At 71.4% G+C, this 17,511-nt stretch carries 15 protein-coding genes; 14 read left to right on the forward strand and 1 reads right to left on the reverse strand.

Annotated features, from left to right (window positions below):
• Window positions 1-46 precede the first annotated feature (46 nt).
• From FM051_RS35820 to FM051_RS35830, 3 genes are all read left to right on the forward strand, one after another.
• A complete protein-coding gene (locus FM051_RS35820) occupies window positions 47-1,198 on the forward strand; it encodes an acyl-CoA dehydrogenase family protein (protein ID WP_158842735.1) in 1,152 nt (383 codons plus the stop codon).
• 11 nt (window positions 1,199-1,209) lie between these two features.
• Window positions 1,210-2,379 carry an acyl-CoA dehydrogenase family protein gene (locus FM051_RS35825; protein ID WP_158842736.1) on the forward strand — a complete coding sequence of 390 codons (1,170 nt, stop codon included), beginning with the start codon at window positions 1,210-1,212 and terminating at the stop codon, window positions 2,377-2,379.
• A 76-nt stretch (window positions 2,380-2,455) separates the two neighbouring features.
• Complete coding sequence (locus FM051_RS35830; RefSeq protein WP_158842737.1) at window positions 2,456-3,319, forward strand: alpha/beta fold hydrolase; 864 nt, start codon at window positions 2,456-2,458, stop codon at window positions 3,317-3,319.
• Window positions 3,320-3,337: 18 nt separating this feature from the next.
• On the opposite strand, the gene FM051_RS35835 is transcribed toward FM051_RS35830, so the two are convergent.
• Window positions 3,338-3,982 (reverse strand): GntR family transcriptional regulator, encoded by a 645-nt coding sequence (locus tag FM051_RS35835; RefSeq protein ID WP_158842738.1) that lies wholly within the window; start codon window positions 3,980-3,982, stop codon window positions 3,338-3,340.
• Between the two features lie 72 nt (window positions 3,983-4,054).
• Between FM051_RS35835 and FM051_RS35840 the strand changes: the two genes are divergently transcribed.
• From FM051_RS35840 to FM051_RS35890, 11 genes are all read left to right on the forward strand, one after another.
• Window positions 4,055-4,999, forward strand: a complete 945-nt coding sequence (locus tag FM051_RS35840; RefSeq protein ID WP_158842739.1) for an asparaginase — start codon at window positions 4,055-4,057, stop codon at window positions 4,997-4,999.
• Window positions 5,000-5,037: 38 nt separating this feature from the next.
• Complete coding sequence (locus FM051_RS35845) at window positions 5,038-5,352, forward strand: hypothetical protein (RefSeq protein ID WP_158842740.1); 315 nt, start codon at window positions 5,038-5,040, stop codon at window positions 5,350-5,352.
• Window positions 5,353-5,418: 66 nt separating this feature from the next.
• Entirely contained in the window at window positions 5,419-5,856 is a 438-nt protein-coding gene (gene msrB / locus FM051_RS35850) for a peptide-methionine (R)-S-oxide reductase MsrB (RefSeq protein WP_158842741.1), read from the forward strand.
• A gap of 241 nt (window positions 5,857-6,097) precedes the next feature.
• Window positions 6,098-7,078, forward strand: coding sequence for a TIGR04222 domain-containing membrane protein (locus FM051_RS35855; RefSeq protein WP_158842742.1), 981 nt, complete (start codon window positions 6,098-6,100; stop codon window positions 7,076-7,078).
• Window positions 7,075-7,995: a TIGR04222 domain-containing membrane protein gene (locus FM051_RS35860; RefSeq protein ID WP_158842743.1), complete on the forward strand. Its 921-nt coding sequence runs from the start codon at window positions 7,075-7,077 to the stop codon at window positions 7,993-7,995. The genes FM051_RS35855 and FM051_RS35860 overlap by 4 nt, the downstream gene beginning before the upstream one ends.
• Window positions 7,979-8,845: a TIGR04222 domain-containing membrane protein gene (locus FM051_RS35865; protein WP_158842744.1), complete on the forward strand. Its 867-nt coding sequence runs from the start codon at window positions 7,979-7,981 to the stop codon at window positions 8,843-8,845. Before FM051_RS35860 ends, FM051_RS35865 begins: the two co-directional genes overlap by 17 nt.
• Before the next feature lie 49 nt (window positions 8,846-8,894).
• A complete protein-coding gene (locus tag FM051_RS35870) occupies window positions 8,895-9,692 on the forward strand; it encodes an MbnB/TglH/ChrH family RiPP precursor modification enzyme (RefSeq protein ID WP_158842745.1) in 798 nt (265 codons plus the stop codon).
• Window positions 9,689-10,030, forward strand: coding sequence for an SCO6045 C-terminal-like domain-containing protein (locus FM051_RS35875; protein ID WP_158842746.1), 342 nt, complete (start codon window positions 9,689-9,691; stop codon window positions 10,028-10,030). The genes FM051_RS35870 and FM051_RS35875 overlap by 4 nt, the downstream gene beginning before the upstream one ends.
• A complete protein-coding gene (locus FM051_RS35880) occupies window positions 10,012-10,548 on the forward strand; it encodes a hypothetical protein (RefSeq protein WP_158842747.1) in 537 nt (178 codons plus the stop codon). The genes FM051_RS35875 and FM051_RS35880 overlap by 19 nt, the downstream gene beginning before the upstream one ends.
• Window positions 10,549-10,763: 215 nt before the next feature.
• Complete coding sequence (locus tag FM051_RS35885; protein ID WP_158842748.1) at window positions 10,764-13,967, forward strand: S8 family serine peptidase; 3,204 nt, start codon at window positions 10,764-10,766, stop codon at window positions 13,965-13,967.
• Window positions 13,968-14,424: 457 nt separating this feature from the next.
• A complete protein-coding gene (locus tag FM051_RS35890) occupies window positions 14,425-17,490 on the forward strand; it encodes a S8 family serine peptidase (RefSeq protein ID WP_158842749.1) in 3,066 nt (1,021 codons plus the stop codon).
• Window positions 17,491-17,511: the final 21 nt, after the last annotated feature.

Genomic DNA, 17,511 nt, shown 5'->3' on the forward strand with positions numbered 1-17,511 from the left:
CGCCTAGGTTAGATAACCTAACACCGTTCGGTTAGGAGGCCACCCGGTGGATCTGCGCATCTCCGACGAACACAGGCAGCTCAAGGAGCTCGCCCACCGGTTCACCGAGGAGCGGATCGTCCCGCACGCCACGCGCTGGGACCGGGACGAGGCCATCGACCGCGAGCTGGTGCCCGCCCTCGGCGAGGTCGGCTTCCTCGGCCTGGGCATCGACGAGGAGCACGGCGGCTCCGGCGGCGACAACCTGGCCTACTGCCTGGTGTTGGAGGAGATCGCCCGAGGCGACTCGGCGGTGCGCGGCATCATCTCCGTCTCCCTCGGCCTGGTCGCCAAGACCATCTTCAAACACGGCACCGACCAGCAGAAACAACGCTGGCTGCCCGGCCTGTGCGCGGGCCGTCGACTGGGCTGCTTCGGCCTGACCGAACCCGGCACCGGCTCCGACGCCGCGTCCCTGGCCACCAAAGCCGTCCGCGACGGCGACGACTGGCTGATCACCGGCCGGAAGGTGTTCATCACCAACGGGACGTGGGCCGACGTGGCGTTGGTCTTCGCCCGCACCGGCGGCCCCGGCCCGAAGGGCATCACCGCGTTCCTCGTGCCGACCGACTCGCCCGGCTTCCGGGCCACCGAGATCCACGGCAAGCTCGGCATGCGCGGCCAGGCCACCGCCGAACTCACCCTCGACCAGGTCCGGGTCCCCGACGAGAACCGCCTCGGCGACGAGGGCGCGGGCTTCAAGCTGGCCATGGCGTCCCTCGACCGTGGCCGGATGTCCGTCGCCGCAGGCTGCGTCGGCGCCGCGCGCGGTGCACTGGAGGCGAGCCTCGAGTACGCCAAGGAACGCGAGCAGTTCGGCAAGCCCATCGCGGGCTTCCAGCTCGTGCAGGAACTCCTGGCCGACATGGCGGTGGAAACCGACGCCGCCCGGCTGCTCACGTGGCGGTGCGCGGACCTCGCCGACCGGGGCGAACCCTTCGGCACGGAGGCGTCCATGGCGAAGCTCTACGCCAGCGAAGCCGCCGTCCGGGTGGCGAACAACGCCATCCAGGTCTTCGGCGGGTACGGCTACATCGACGAGTACCCGGTGGGCAAGTACCTGCGCGACACGAGGGTCACGACCCTCTACGAGGGCACCAGCCAGATCCAGAAATTGCTCATCGGCCGGGCGCTGACCGGCATCAACGCGTTCGCATAGAGGAGGACTGCATGGACTTCACGCTCGACGAGGAGCAGAAGGAGATCCGCGACTGGGTGCGGACCTTCGTGCGCAAGGAGGTGGCGCCGCTGGAACCGGAGGTGCTGCGCCGCGAGCGCTTGGGACAGCCCGGTCTGACCCGTGACGAGCTGAAGGAACTCCAGGACAAGGCCAAGGCGGCGGGCTTCTTCGGCGTGCTCACGCCCCAGGAGTACGGCGGCATGGGCCTCGGCGCGCTGATGACGGCGCTCCTGGAGGCCGAACTGGGCCGCACGTTCGTCCCGTTCCGCTTCGGCGGCTACGCGGACAACATCCTGTTCCACGCCAACGAGGAGCAGAAGCAGCGCTACCTGCTGCCCACCATCTCCGGTGAGCGCGTGTCGTGCTTCGCGATCACCGAGCCCGGCGCGGGCTCGGACGCGAAGGCCATCCGCACCTCCGCCCGCAAGGAGGGCGGCGAGTGGGTGATCAACGGCGAGAAGACGTTCATCACCCAGGGCAACGAAGCCGACTTCGTGATGGTGTTCGCGGTGACCGACCGCGAGAAGGGCGCGGACGGCGGCGTCACGTGCTTCCTGGTCGACCGGGACATGGGCTGGAAGTCCGAGCCGATCCCGACCATGGGCCAGTGGGGTCCGGCCGCGCTCGTGTTCGACAACGTCCGCGTGCCCGAGGAGAACGTGCTGGGCGAGGTCGGTCGCGGTTTCCACCTGGCCATGCAGTGGATCGGCCAGGGCCGCTACCTGCTGCCCGCACGTGCGCTGGGCACGTGCGAACGGCTGGTGGAGATGGCCATCGAGCAGGCCAAGAACCGGGTGACGTTCGGTCAGCCCATCGCCGAGTACCAGGCCATCCAGTGGATGATCGCCGACTCGGCGGTGGAGATCGAGGCGCTGCGGTGGCTCGTGCTGCACGCCGCGTGGCTGGTCGACCAGAAGGCCGACTCGCGGCAGGCGCAGAGCATGGCCAAGCTCTACGGCGGCATCAAGGCCAACGAGATCGTCGACCGGGTCCTCCAGATCCACGGCGGCATGGGCTACACGCGTGAACTGCCGATCGAGCGCTGGTACCGGGAACTGCGGCTGCTGCGCATCTACGAGGGCACGGACGAGATCCAGCGCCGCACCATCGCCCGCAACCTGCTCAAGGGCCACGCGAAGGTGACCGGGACACTCGGCTGAGGGTAGGGCTGCCCCCACCCGCCCTCCGGGAGCGCACACCAGGGACTGACCGCGACCGTCCGAGCACGATGAGTGCATGCGATCACGACCCGCGCTCTTCGAGTCCGACCTGACGCGTCGCCGCATCACGACCCCGGCAGGCACGTTCGACGCCATCGCGACCGGTCCCGCGGCCGGTCGCAAGGTGCTGCTCCTGCACGGTGTGCCGGAGTGCGGGATCGAGTGGTCACACCAGCTGCGGGCGTTGGCCGCCCACGGGTACCGCGCGGTCGCACCGGACCTGCGCGGCTACTCGCCGGGCGTGCGACCGAAGCCGGTGGCCGCCTACGGCCTGGACCACGCGGTGCGGGACGTGGTCGAGATCGCGGACGCGCTGGGGTGGACGAGGTTCGACCTGGTCGGGCACGACTGGGGCGCGATCACGGCGTGGATCACGGCGTCGAGGTTCCCGCTGCGCGTGCGCACGCTGACGGCCGTGTCCGCACCCCACCCGGGCGCCCTGGCCGAGGCCTTGCGCACCGACCCGGACCAGCGGCGCAGGTGGTCGCACCTGGACCACCTGCGCGACCCCGGCGAGGCGGAACGCGTCCTGCTGGCCGACAACGCCGCGTGGCTGCGCGACGGCTGGCCGTCCGCGATCCCGCCGGAACGCGTGGCGCAGTACGTGCGGAAGCTGACCGAACCGGGCGCGTTGACGGCAGCCCTGAACTGGTACCGCGCCAACGACTTCACCGACGCCTACCAGCCGGTTCCCGTGCCCACCCGCTACCTGTGGGGTGAGGACGACAAGGTCGTCTCCCCCGACACGGCCCGGAACACAGCGCAGTGGACAACCGGCCCGTACCGGTTCGACGTGGTGCCCGAGGCAGGCCACTTCGTGCCCGAGGAGGCAGCCGAGGAGACAACCCTCCACCTCCTCGACCACCTGGCCACGTACTGACCCGCGGTACCCGGCCGGTCAGCCGAGGCTGGTGAGCATCTGGGCGCAGACGCGGGCCAGGTGCTTGCGCATCACGTCCGAAGCACGGGACGGATCGCCGGCGGCGATGGCCGTGACCAGGGCGTCGTGGTCGTCCAACGACGCCTGCTGGTGCGGCGGGTCGTCCCGCAGCCCGCTGCGCAGCAACACCACCCGCTGCTGCACCAACCGCACCTGCTCCGCGATCCGGGGACTCCGCGCCGCGTCCAGCAACGACTGGTGGAACGCCAGGTCCAACCGGTACGGGAAGCGTTCACCCGCCGAGTACGCCCGCCGCGACTCCTCGCACACCGCGCGCAGCCGCACCACGTCCGCGTCGGTCCGCCGGGAGGCCGCCAGTTCCGCCGCCGCGCATTCCAGTGCCGCCCGCAGCTCGAACAGGGCCTGCACGTCGGCAGCGTCGGCCGTCGGGACCGAGGCGCCCCGGTGCGGCGCGAGCACCAGCAGCCCTTCGGACGCCAGGTGCCGGATCGCCTCGCGCAGCGGCCCGCGCGAAATGCCCAGCCGCTGGGCCAGCTCGACCTCGTTCACCCGCGCCCCGGGCGGGATCTCGCCGGTCAGCACCAGCTCGCGGAGCACGTCCACGGTCTGACCGGCCAAGCTCATGTGCAGGGGAGGTGTCACGAACGTCTCCTAGCGCCGAACGACGACACGATGTTAACTGTCGACAGTTGACAGCGCTGCAGGGAGGGACGCATGGCACACGAACTGGTCGCGGAGGTCTGGCGAGGCGGGTTCCTGGAGTCCGTGCACCACGGCTCGGTGATCGCCCTGGACCGGACGGGACGGGAAGTGCTCACCGTCGGCCGGCCGCACGACATCACCTACCCGCGCTCGTCCAACAAGCCGATCCAGGCGCTGGCCATGCTCCGCCACGGCCTCGACCTCCAGGACGAGCTGCTGGCCCTGGCCTGCGCCAGCCACTCCGGCGAGGACTTCCACATCGACGGCGTCCACCGCATCCTCCGCGCACACGGCCTGGCCGAGGACGCCCTCCAGTGCACCCCCGACCTGCCGATCGGCGAGGACGCCCTCAAAGCCCACCTCGCGGCAGGCCGCACCAAGGCCCCCGAGTACATGAACTGCTCGGGCAAGCACGCCGCCATGCTCGCGACCTGCGTCGTCAACGGCTGGTCGACCCACGACTACCTCGACCCGGCCCACCCCCTCCAGAACGCCATCCGCGACACCCTGGAGGAACTGGCCGGCGAGCGCATCGGCGCGGAGGGCGTCGACGGCTGCGGCGCGCCGTTGTTCGGCATCAGCCTGAAGGGCCTGGCCAGGGCGTTCAGCACGCTGGCACGTGCCGCGGACGGCCCGGAGCGGCGGATCGCCCAGGCGATGAACCGCCACCCCGAGTGGGTCGGCGGCACGAACCGCGACGTCACGAAGCTGATGCGGGCGATCCCCGGCGCGGTGGCCAAGGACGGCGCGGAGGGCGTCTACGCGATCGGCCTGCCGACCGGTGAAGCCGTGGCGTGCAAGATCGCCGACGGCTCCAGCCGCGCGCGGGCCGTGGTGCTGGTGGCCGCGTTGCGCAGGCTCGGCGTCGGCGCGCCGGACGAGCTGGCCACGTTCCCCGTGCTCGGCCACGGTCGGGCGGTGGGCGCCATCAAGCCGTCCCCAGTCCTGGTGGGTTGAGTCTGCCATCCGGTTGAACCGCCCATTACGCTGAAGCCATGGCCAGCGCCAGAGCCGACGACGCACCGGACGAACGCCCGCAGGGCGGCATCGACGACGAGCTGATCGGCCTCGACCCCGACGACCCCGAGACCAGGGCGTTCGCCGAGCACCTCGACCGGATGCAGCGGCAGCCCCCCGGTTTCACGGTCGAGGGCTCGCTGGCGGGCGTCGAGCAGTTCGCGGACTCGGCGAACCGCGCGGGCGGTCTGCGCCGGCTCACCGCGGTCGTGGTGGTGAGCCTGATCCTGCTGGGTGTGGCGGTCAGCATCTGGTACTACCTGGGCGATCTGGTGTCCGTCTTCTTCGACTGACCTTCTTCGGCCGCCCCCGCCTTCTTCGACCGACGGCCTGCCGACGCGTTCGACTAACGTGGAGGTATGGAACCTGTCGTCGGCGCCACCCCGAAGGTGGTCCACTCCGAGCTCGAGTGGCGGGAGATCCTGACCCCCAAGGAGTACGCGGTGCTGCGGGACGCCGGCACCGAGCCCGCCTGGGTCGGCGAGTACACCGACACGAAGACCGAGGGTGTCTACGAGTGTCGCGCCTGCGGGGCCGAGCTGTTCCGCAGCGACACCAAGTTCGACTCGCACTGCGGCTGGCCGTCGTTCTTCTCGCCGCTGGCCGGGGACACGGTCATCCTGCGCGAGGACCGCACCCACGGCATGGTCCGCACGGAAGTGTTGTGCGCCACATGCCACAGCCACCTCGGGCACGTTTTCGAGGGTGAGGGCTATGACACCCCGACGGACCAGCGCTACTGCATCAACTCGGTGAGTTTGCGTCTGGTCGAAAACCCTTCCGGTCAAGCAGACTGAACGCGCTACTCCGAATGATGACGGTATCCACACCAGGAGGAATCATGCGCATCTTCAAGGGCACTGACGGCGAAGGCTCCGGCGGCGTGGACGGCGCGTCGTCCTCCTGATGTCCTGGTGACATCACCCGGTCGGAACCCTAAGGCTTGCTAAAGCCCTCTTGCTGGGGTGTGGCCTGAAGCACACGATTGCCTCCTCAGCTGGTGGACCTGGTTCCACCGAGGCCCACAGGGGGTGGACCGTGGAGCGACCGTGGGGGCTTTCAGGCCCGGAATTCCTTGAGTTGTACTGGATCGCGTTGGCCGTGTCGCTGGCGTTCGCGATCCTGGTTCGAGTGCGCCTGCGGGGGACGCGGGGAGGCGCCCCCGCGGGTGCGCTCGACTTGACCTTGCTGGACATCGCCTACCTGACCGGCGGACCACGACGGGTGGTCGAGACGTCCGTGGCCGGTCTCATCTCGTCCGGCGCGTTGGTGCCGGCCCGCAACGGGGCCGTGCGGATCGTCGGATCGCCGGTGGCCGACCACCCGGTCGACCAGGCCGTGCTCGCCGACGTGAACCGTTACCGCTACCGGACGTCGACGCTGCTCATCACCTCGGTGTCGGAGCAGGACGCGCCGCGGGCGATCGGACGTCGACTGTCCGAAATGGACTACCTGGTCACGCCGGAGCGGGCGAAGTCGCGGTTGCGGGTGGGCGTCGTGCCGATGGCGCTGCTGCTCGCCGTCGGGCTCCTGCGTTGGGTGAACGGGCTGGCGATCGGCGCGCCCGTGGGGTGGTTGACGCTCCAGCTCGTGCTGACCGGCGTGCTGATCGTGCTGCTGTTGAAGGCGAATCCGTTGACGCGCACCGCGAAGGGCCGTAAGGCGGTGGCGAAAGCTCGCGCAGGCGAGTTCACCGGGGGGGTGGGGAGGGACCAGCTCGGCGAACGACGCCGAGCTGGTTGCTCTCAACGGCTTCAGCGCGCACCCGAACGTCGTGCTGCGCGCCGCGGTGCGCCCGCAGACGCGTCGTGCGAACTCCGGTGGCTCGCACTCGGCCGGGGCGTTCATCGCCACGAGCGGGGGCGGCGGCAGCAGTTGCGGCAGCAGCGGTGGGAGCAGCAGCGGCGGCGGCGGTGGCGGTGGGGGCTGCGGCGGTGGCGGCGGGAGCTGATCGGCTCCTTCCGGCCTTTCCCGATCGCGGCGGCGTCCGGGCTGATGGCTCCTAGGGTGACGCCATGACGTTCCTGTGGTGGTACGGCCCGGCGCTCGTCGCGGCGGTGGTGGTCGGTCTGCGGCTCAAGCGGGTCGCCGGCGCCGTGCCCGATCGGCCCCTGACGTTCGAGGAGATCGGTTACCTCGGCGGCGGGCCGGTGCGGGCGGTCGAGGTGGCCGTGGCGGGGTTGGTGGCCGAGAACCGGGCGCGGGTGTCCGGTTCGACGGTCGCGGCGGTGCCCGGTGAGGAGCAGCCGGTGACCGCGTTGCAGGCGGTCGTGCTGGCCCGGCTCGACCGGCCTCGGGATCTGGACGAACTCGTGGTCGGCGCGGCGACCAGCGGTCCGGCCCGGCGGATCGGGCAACGCCTGGTCGCGGGTGGTCTGCTGGTGGCGCCGCGCCGGCGGCTGGTGCGGGCGGTGCTCGCGCTCGTGCCGCTGGTGTTGCTCGCGGTGTTGGCGGTGTTCGCGGGTCCTGGCGGGTGGGAGACGGTCACCGCGCTGTCCGTCACCGGTGGGCTCGCGGTTCTGCTGCTGTTGGGTCCGCCGCCCGTCCTGACCAGGAGGGGTGCGCGGGCGTACGAGGAGGCCACGGCGGGCCTCGCCCCGGTCGACCCGGCCGAGGTGACCGCCCGTTACGGCCTGACGCGCACCGCCGTCCCGCCCGTGCCGTTCAGGGGGTCGGCACGGGCGGAGACGGCGGTGTTCGACGGCGAACGGGCGGAACCGATCGCACCTGCGGAAACGTCACAGGGACCGCTCCCCCGGCGCAGGCGTGCCGTGGTGGTCGAACCGCAGCGCTGGCAGCGCCGCAACGGGTGGCTGGTGGCCGGCGGGTGGTTCGCGGGTGGGTGGTTGGCCAGCCAATATCTGGTGGGCGACGGGTTGGAGGGCGATGACGGTGGCGAATTCCTGGACGCCGGCTTCGGTGGGTTCGACGCCTGAGCCCTGGCACGCCGGGCACGGGCAGGCAGGGCTGGGCCAACACGGCTTGGGCCGGCACGGCTCGGGGCAGAACGGCTCGGGGCAGAACGCGCTCGGCCAGAACGCGCTGGAGCCGGAGGAGCAGGCCTTCCTGGCCGGCGGTCCGGGCCGGGCGGCCGAGGTCGCGGTGGTGGCGCTGCTCGATGCGGGCGCGCTGCGGATCTCGCGTGAGGGCCTGGTCAGCGGCGTGCAGGGGCACGGCCGCGCGCGGACCCCGCTCCAGGCCTGCGTGCTCCGCTCGGTGCCGCGTTCGCTGGGCGACCTCATCAGCGTGACGGCGGACAGCGCCGAGGCGCAGGCGCTGCGGCAGCACCTGATCTCCCGGGGCTTGGTGGTCTCGCCCGGTCGACGGCGGGCGGTGCGGCGGGCACGGCAGCTGGTGGTGGCCGCGGCCGTGGGCGCGGTGTTCGCGAAGATCGCGCTGGACCTGCCGTTCGCGGTGGCCGGCGGTGCGGTGGTGGGTGCGCTGCTGGTGTCGCTCGTGCTCGGACGGGCGAGGCGTCCGCTGACCGGCGCCGGACGTCTCGCGGTGCGGCGGCTGCGGCAGGCCACGGTGTCGTCGGATCGGCTCGTGCTGGTGGCGGCCTACGGGCTGCTGGGCCGGGTCGAGCGTCGCTACGTGTGGTCTGTGCTGGGCATCGAGCCGTCCGCCGCGGCGACCTTGCGGCGGCGGACGAGTGGGAGCGGGCCGGACTCCGGCGGATGCGGCGGTTGCTCCACCAGCAGCTCGGGGAGTGACAGCGGCAGCTCGGACAGCGGCGGCTCGTCGTGCGGCGGGGGCGGTTGCGGTGGCGGCGGTGGGGGTGACTGAACCGAGGCCGGACGATCAGCGCGGTAGCGGTGGGAAAGGCGGGTGGCTCGTGGAGAAGCTGGGTGTCGGTATCGGGTGGCGGCCGGAGATCGATCTCACCGTCGAGCAGTTGCCCGGCGTCGATTTCGTCGAAGTCGTCGCGGAGAACCTGCACGTCTCGCACCTGCCGGAATCCGTTCTGCTGCTCCGGGAACGCGGCGTACCCGTGCTGCCGCACGCCGTCTCGCTGTCGTTGGGCGGCGCGGAACCCGTAGACGCGCAAAGGGTCGCGCACCTGGCGGCCCTCGCCGAAGCACTCGACGCCCCGCTGGTCAGCGATCACGTCTGCTTCGTGCGCGCGGGCGGCTTGGACTCCGGGCACCTCATGCCGCTCCCCCGGACCCGCGACGCGCTGGACGTCCTCGTCGCCAACGTCAAGGCCGCCCGACAAGACCTGCCGGTGCCTCTCGCGCTGGAGAACGTCGCCGCGCTGCTGGAGTGGCCGGACGGCGAGCTGACCGAGGGCCAGTTCCTCGCCGAACTGGTCGACCGCACCGACTGCCACCTCCTGATCGACGTCGCCAACCTCTACGCCAACGCCCGCAACCTCGGCACCGACGTGTCCCGCTTCCTGGACGAGATCCCCTTGGAACGCCTCGCCTACGTCCACGTAGCGGGCGGCGAGGAGCACCAGGGCGTCTACCACGACACGCACGCCCACGCCGTCATCCCCGAAGTGCTGGACGTCCTCGCGCAGCTCCGCGCCCGCGTCGACCCGCCCGGCGTGCTGCTGGAACGCGACGACGACTACCCGGCCGACGCGGAACTGGCCGGGGAACTGGCCGCGATCCGGGCGGTGCTGGGGTGACGCAGCCTCAGCGCGACCGGTTGGGCGCGGCTCAAGCCGAGCTGCTGCGGGCGCTGCTCGCCGACGGCGAAGTCCCCGCCGGGTTCGACGAGGAGCGGGTGCGTATTGAGAAACGCGCGCTGCTCAACAAACGGCGCGGAATCGTGGAGATGCTGCGCCCGGACGTGGCCGCCGAGTTGGGCGAGCGGTTCCGGCCGTTGTTCGACGCCTACGCGCGTGCCCACCCCAAAGAGGTCGGCACGCGGTTCCGCGAGGACGCCGCCCGGTTCGCCGAGTGGGCCGTCGCCCGGGGCGAGTCGACCGCACCGAAGAAGCGTTGGTGGCGACGCGCAACCTGATCATGGTCCGGTTCCGTCAGAGGGACATGTGGAAACGGATCTGGGGCCTGGGCGTGCTGTTATTGGCGACGGCGTGCGGCTCGACGAACGCGGGCGACGGTGTGCCCTGCACGGCGATCGGCACACCCGTGGGTGTGAGCGTGGACGTCACACACCCCGAAGTTGTTTCGGGGACGATCGAGGTTTGCTGGGACACGTCCTGTGCTACCCCCGCCTTGGAGCTGCACCCGTCGAGCAAGGTCGCCTCGACCACCTGCACCGGCACCGACCCGGACGACTCGTGCGGCGCGCGCACCGAGCCGACCGAAGGGATGACCGGGTTCGCGAACCTCCCGGAGCTGCCCGCCAGGCCCGTCACGGCGACCGTGCGCCTGCTAGACCAATCCGGATCTGTGCTGGTCGACCGCCAGATCGCGGTGAGCCCCGAAATGGTCTACCCCAACGGTCCGGACTGCCCAGCGGGTGGGCCGCAGGCAGGTATCTCAGTTGGTTCCGACGGCTCAGTGACCGAACGCTAGGTAACCGCTCACTCGGCTGAATTGGTCAAGAAACTACCGACCAATCAGCGGCTGTCGGTCCTCCACCAAACCTCTAGCGTCGGTGAGGTCAAGGGCAACGTCGCTCCCGGTAAATCCGCCGCGACCGCGGGTAGCTACGCCCTTCCGGCCGCGTCCCGCCATGCGCGGCACCTCACCGGGAGGTTCGAGAGTTGAAGAGCAAACGTTGGCGTGGCATGACGTGGGGGGCCGTGCTGATCGCGGCCGGCCTCACCGCGAGCAGTCCAGGGGTGTCGGGGGCGGAGGACGGCCCGCCGTCGACCGGGGGCGAGCACCACGAGGTCACCCTGATCACCGGCGACAAGGTGGTGCTCCTCGGCGACGAGGTGAACGCGTTGATCGCCGCGCCGGGGCGGGAACGCACGGTGTTCCACAGCTACCGGCGCGACGGTCACCTGCACGTCGTGCCGCGCGACGCGGCGAAAGCGGTTTCCCAGGGCCGGCTCGACCCGAGGCTGTTCGACGTCACCGGCTTGATCGAGTCCGGCTACGACGACGCCGGGCGCGACAACCTGCCCCTGATCGTGACCGGTGACGAGGAGCCGGCAGCCGCCGGTCTGCGCGTCGGTCATCCCCTGCCCGCGGTCGGTTCGTACGCCGCGCAGGTGGTCAAGTCCGAGGCGGCGGACACCTGGCGCACGCTCGTGTCGAGGGCGAGCGTGCGCAAGGTGTGGCTGGACGGGTTGCGCCGGCCGAGCCTGGACAGGTCCACCGCGCAGATCGGCGCGCCGGCCGCGTGGCAGGCCGGGCACACCGGCAAGGGCGTGAAGGTGGCCGTGCTGGACACCGGTGTCGACCAGGGCCACCCGGACCTGGCGGGCCACGAGGTCGCGGAGAAGAACTTCACCGACGACCCGGACAACGGCGACGGCGTCGGCCACGGCACGCACGTCGCCGCGACCATCGCGAGCTCCGGCACGAAGTACAAGGGTGTCGCGCCGGACGCGGACCTGTTGGACGGCAAGGTGTGCGTCGCGGCGGGCTGCCAGGAGTCGGCGATCGTGGCGGGTATGCAGTGGGCCGCCGAGCAGGGCGCGGACGTCATCAACCTGAGCCTGGGCGGTGGTGACACGGCCGAGATCGACCCGCTGGAAGAAGCGGTCAACACGCTGTCCGCGCGGACCGGTGCGCTGTTCGTGATCGCGGCGGGCAACAACTCGCGCCCGGAGACGATCAGCTCGCCCGGTAGCGCCGACGCCGCGCTGACCGTGGGCGCGGTGGACCGGCAGGACGGCATCGCGCCGTTCTCCAGCCGGGGCCCGCGCGTGGGTGACGGTGCGGTCAAGCCGGACATCACCGCGCCGGGCGTGGACATCGTGGCCGCGAAGTCGAGCCGCGGCACCGTCGGCACGCCGGTCGGTGACGGCCACGTGGCCATGTCCGGCACGTCGATGGCGACCCCGCACGTGGCGGGCGCGGCGGCCGTGATCGCGCAGCAGCACCCGGACTGGTCGGGCGCGCAGATCAAGGCGGCGCTGGTGGCGTCGGCGAAGAACAACCCGGCGCTGACCGCGTTCGACCAGGGCGCGGGCCGGGTGGACCTGGCCAAGGCGATCACCACCACGGTCACCGCCGCCCCGCCGAGCCTGGCGCTGGGTCTGCAGAGGTGGCCGCACGACGACGACACCCCGATCACCAAGACCGTCACCTACCGCAACGACGGCACCGCGCCGATCACGCTGACGTTGACCGCCGACGTGAAGGGTCCCGACGGCGGGTCGGCGCCGGCGGGCCTGATCGGTGTGTCCCCGGCGAAGGTGACCGTCCCGGCGGGCGGTGAGGCGGCGGCCGCGGTCACCGCCGACACCAGGTTCGGCTCGGCGGACGGCCTGTACGTCGGTTCGGTGGTGGCGACTGGCGGTCCGACGCCGCTGCGCACCGCGCTCAGCGTCAACCGGGAGGTGGAGAGCTACGACGTGGCGTTCAGCTTCCTGGACGGCTCGGGCGCGCCCGCGACCGACTACTACACGTCGATCATCGGGATGAGCAACAGCACGTTCGTCTTCCCCTACGACGCGGAGGGCTCGTTCACGCTGCGGCTGCCCAAGGGCGAGTACTTCACCAGTTCCGACGTGCAGACCGACGACACGCGGCTGGCGCTGCTGCCCCGGCCGGGTCTGAGCGTCACGGCGGACACCACGGTGGTGTTCGACGCCCGCACGGCCAAGCCGTTGAAGATCACCGCGCCGGAAGCGGCGGCCGAGGAGGCGCTGGGCGACGTCACGGTGGTGCGCAGCCACGGTGACCGGCAGGCCAGCGTGAGCACCGCGTTCCTCGGCGGGTTCGGCCCGAACGTGTCCATCGCGCACGTGGGTCCGGAACTGGCCGCGGGCGACGTGACCGCGTTGCTCGGCGCGCAGTTCCGGGGCGCACCGGACGGCGACAAGCCGGTGACCTACCGGTTCGCCTGGTCGCAGCAGGGCAGTCTGCCCACCGGGTTCGTGCGGGAGCCTGCCGCGGCCGATCTGGCCGAGGTACGCACGACGTTCGGCCCCGGACCGGCGGGCCGCAAGTTCGGCCACGGCGGCAACCCGATCACCGCGGGCGGTGTCGGCGGCTGGGCGTGGCTGCCGGACGTGGCGTCGCCGGGTGAGGCGATCAACCGGGTCACCACGGATCTGGCGTGGTCTTGGGGTTTCCTGCAGTTCGGCGCGGACGGCTCCGTCGAGACGACGCTGACCTCGCCGGAGCGCACCTACCAGCGGGGCGGGAAGCACGACGAGCGGTTCAACGACCCGGTGTTCTCCCCCGCGCTGCCCGAGTCGCGGTCGCCGTACCTGGCGCGCAACGGTGACGACATCAGCTTCGCGCTGCCGCTGTTCACCGACCGGGCGGGCAACGGCGGCAACTCGGCGGTCTCCTCGGCCCGGACCACGTTGCTGCGCAACGGGACGAAGGTCGGCGAGACGACGTACGCGGCCAACGGGCTGTTCGAGGTGCCCGCGGGCGCGGCGGCGTACCGGGTGGAGACCGACGCGGTGCGGGCGACGGGCACGTCGGAGTTCGCCACGAAGGTGAGCGCCGCGTGGACGTTCCGCTCCGACACGGCGTCCGGCGACGAGTACGTGCCGCTGCCGTTGTCGGTGGTCCGGTTCACGCCGGAGTTGGACGCGGCCGGTTCGGCCCCGAAGGGCCAGGCGCTGCGCGTGCCGCTGACCGTGCAGCAGCAGGAAGGCGCGCCGAACGGCCGGGTGGACCGGATCGACGTCGAGGTGTCGTTCGACGACGGCACGACGTGGACGCCGGTGCCGGTGGCCGCCGGTGTGGCCACGATCGCCAACCCGAACGCGGCCGGGTACGGCTCGGTGCGGGTGAAGGCGACCGACAGCAACGGCAACGCGTTGGAGCACACCGTGATCCGTGCCTACAAGGTCGCCTGACGTTCACGAATTCGCCTGATCCGAAGAGGGGCGCCCGTGCGGAACGGGTGCCCCTCTTCGCCGTTTTCAAGATCGTCCGACCCGTCGGCGAGCAACGCCGGTTGCGCTACCCGGCCGCCCGCACGCACCACGTTGGGCCGCTGAATCCGCTCCCGGACGTGGATAGCGTCCAGGTGTCGGGGGGCTCGTCATTCAGGGCGGCATCGTTTCAGGTACACCTCAACCGCACCACGCCTCCCGGCGGCGCGTTCCACAGCGCGCACAACCAGATTCGGGAGGTATCTGCGTTGAATCCGAGATCACGGAGGCGTGGAGTCGTCTGGGGGGGGCCGCGTTACTGGCGGCCGGACTCACCACCGGCACCACGACTGCCACCGCCACCGGCACCGCGTCGCCCGCACCACCGAGCCGAGCCGACGGCCAACGCCACACCGTCACCCTGATCACCGGTGACAAGGTGGTCGTCAAGGGCGACTCGCTCGTCTCGGTCACCCCGGGGCGGGACCGCGACAACATCACGTTCCACCGCTTCCAGCGCAACGGTCACGTGCACGTCATCCCGCGCGACGCGGCCCGACCGCTCGCCGAGGGCAAGCTGGACCCGCGGCTGTTCGACGTCACCGGGCTCGTGGACGCGGGCTACGACGACGCCGGGCGCGACAACGTCCCGCTGATCATCACCGGCGCCCAAACCCGCGACAGCGTCCGGATCACCCGCGCGCTCCCCGCCGTCGGCGCCGTGGCCGCACAGGTCGCCAAGTCCGAATCCGCCTATCAGTCGCTCGTCGACGACCCGGGCGTCAAGAAGATCTGGCTGGACGGCGTCCGCCGACCGACCCTGGACCGCAGCGTCGCCCAGATCGGCGCCCCCACCGCGTGGCAGGCCGGGTACACCGGCCAGGGCGTCAAGGTGGCCGTGCTGGACACCGGTGTGGACCAGGGCCACCCGGACCTCGTGGGCCGGGAGCTCGCCGAGCGGAACTTCACCGACGACCCCGACACCACCGACCTCGTCGGCCACGGCACGCACGTCGCCGCCACGGTCGCCAGTTCCGGCGGGGAGTACCGGGGTGTCGCGCCGGACGCGCAGCTCCTCGACGGCAAGGTCTGCTCCCTCGACGCGTGCCTGGAGTCCTGGATCCTCGACGGTATGCAGTGGGCCGCCGACCAGGGCGCCGACGTGGTGAACATGAGCCTGGGCGGCGTGGACACCGAGGACGTCGACCCGCTGGAACAGGCCGTCGAGACGCTGTCCGCGCAGACCGGCACGCTGTTCGTCATCGCGGCGGGCAACTCCGGCGGGTCGGAGACGTTGAACTCCCCGGCCAGCGCGGACGCGGCGCTCGCCGTCGGCGCGGTCGAGCGTGACGACAGCATCGCGGACTTCTCCAGTCGCGGCCCGAGGATCGGCGACGGCGCGCCCCGGCCGGACGTCACCGCGCCCGGTGTGGACATCGTCGCGGCGAAGTCCGGCACCGGGCAGATCGGCACCCCGGTGGGCGAGCAGCACGTGGCGATCTCCGGCACGTCCATGGCCACGCCGCACGTCGCGGGCGCGGCGGCGTTGATCGCACAGCGACACCCGGACTGGACCGGAGCGCAGATCAAGGCCGCGCTCATGGCGTCGGCGAAGAACAACCCCGCGTTGACCGCATTCGACCAGGGCACAGGCCGCGTCGACCTCGCCAAGGCCATCACCACCACGGTCACCGCCGCCCCGCCGAGCCTGGCGCTGGGTCTGCAGAGGTGGCCGCACGACGACGACACCCCGACCACCAAGGAGTTCACCGTCCGCAACGCCGGTGCGCAGCCGGTCACGCTGGACCTCACCATCGACGCCAAGGGTCCCGGCGGCGCGCCCGTGCCGGCCGGTGTGTTCACCGTCAGCCCCGCCACGATCACCGTGCCGGCGGGTGGCGAGGCCAAGGCGACCGTCACCGCCGACACCAAGGCGGCCACGGTCGACGGCCCGTACGGCGGCACCGTCGTCGCCTCGGGCGGCGGCGTCGAACTGCGTGTGCCCGTGGGCGTCAACCGCGAGGTCGAGAGCTACGACGTCACGTTCGACTTCGTGGACGCCAACGGCAAGCCGGCGACCACGCAGTTCACGTTCGTCGCCGGCCTCGACAACGACAAGACCGTGTTCCTGAGCAGTGAGAGCGGCAAAGCCACCGCCCGGCTGCCCAAGGGTGAGTACTTCGTCATGTCCGAGGTGACGACCGACGAGACGAAGACCGCCTTTCTGCCCCACCCGGGCCTGCGCGTCACCGGTGACGCCACGATCGCCGTCGACGCCCGCAAGGCCAAGCCGGTGGAGATCACCTTCCCGGACCCGGAGGTGGAGACGCCGGTCGGCGACATCCTCCTGAGCCGCAACCGCGACGGCAGTCCGGTGATCGCCACCGGCTCGCTGTTCCCGGGCGGTTTCGGCACCGTGTCGACGGCGCACCTCGGTCCCGAGCTGCCCGCCGGCGACCTGTCCACCATGCTGAGCACGCAGGCCCACGGCACCCCGGTCGGCACGACCCCGGTGACGTACCGGCTTTCGTGGCTGGAACGCGGCAAGGTGCCCACCGGGTTGGTCCGCGCCCCCGCGAAGCGGGATCTGGCGGAAGTCCGGTCGGAGTTCGGTCCCGGCACGGCCGGCGAGGAGTACGGCTACGCCGGTTTCGTGATCACACCCGAGGGCTTCAACGGTCTCGCCATCGACGCGGCGGTGACCACGCCGGGCAGGTCGATCGACTACGCCACCACAGGGCCGGGCATCCGGTGGTTGTGGTCGCTCGCGCAGTTCGGGGACGTCGGCATCGAGGCCGAAGTGGTCACACCGCTGCGCACCCTCCAAGCCGGGCGCACGTACCGGGAGTCGTTGCACCACCCGGTGTTCGGGCCTGCCCTGCCCACCACCGCGTTCCCGTACCTGTCCAGGGGCGGTGACCGGGTCGACTTCTGGCTGCCGCTGTTCGGCGACCGGAACGGCAACAGCGGCTACTCGGCGACCTCGTCGGGCCGGACCACGTTGCTGCGCGACGGGGTGAAGGTCGGCGAGACCACCCAGCCGGGTCGCGGCCTGTTCACCGTGCCGTCGGGCGCGGCCGACTTCCGGCTCGAAACCGAAGCCGTGCGCGCGCCGGGCGTCGCGGAGTTCACTTCGAAGGTCAGCGGCGCGTGGACGTTCCGCTCGGACACCGTGCCGGGTGATCGGTACGCGCCGCTGCCGTTGACCGTGGTCCGGTTCACCCCGGCGCTCGACGCGAACGGTGTCGCGCCCGCCGGCCGGGTGCTGCGGGTGCCGCTCGTGGTCGAGCAGCAGGAGGGCGCGGCCAACGGCAGGGTCGGCCGGGTCGAGGTCGAGGTGTCCTTCGACGACGGCACAACCTGGACCAAAATCCCCGTCATCGGCAACACCGCACTCGTACGCAACGCCGACCAAGCAGGCTACGCATCACTGCGCGCCAAGGGCTCCGACAGCAAGGGCAACACGTTCGAGCACTCCGTGATCCGCGCCTACAAGATCAAGTGACGGGATGGGGGCATTCGCTCA

It is taken from the genome of Saccharothrix deserti (assembly GCF_009769385.1).
GTDB classification, from domain to species: Bacteria; Actinomycetota; Actinomycetes; order Mycobacteriales; family Pseudonocardiaceae; genus Actinosynnema; species Actinosynnema deserti.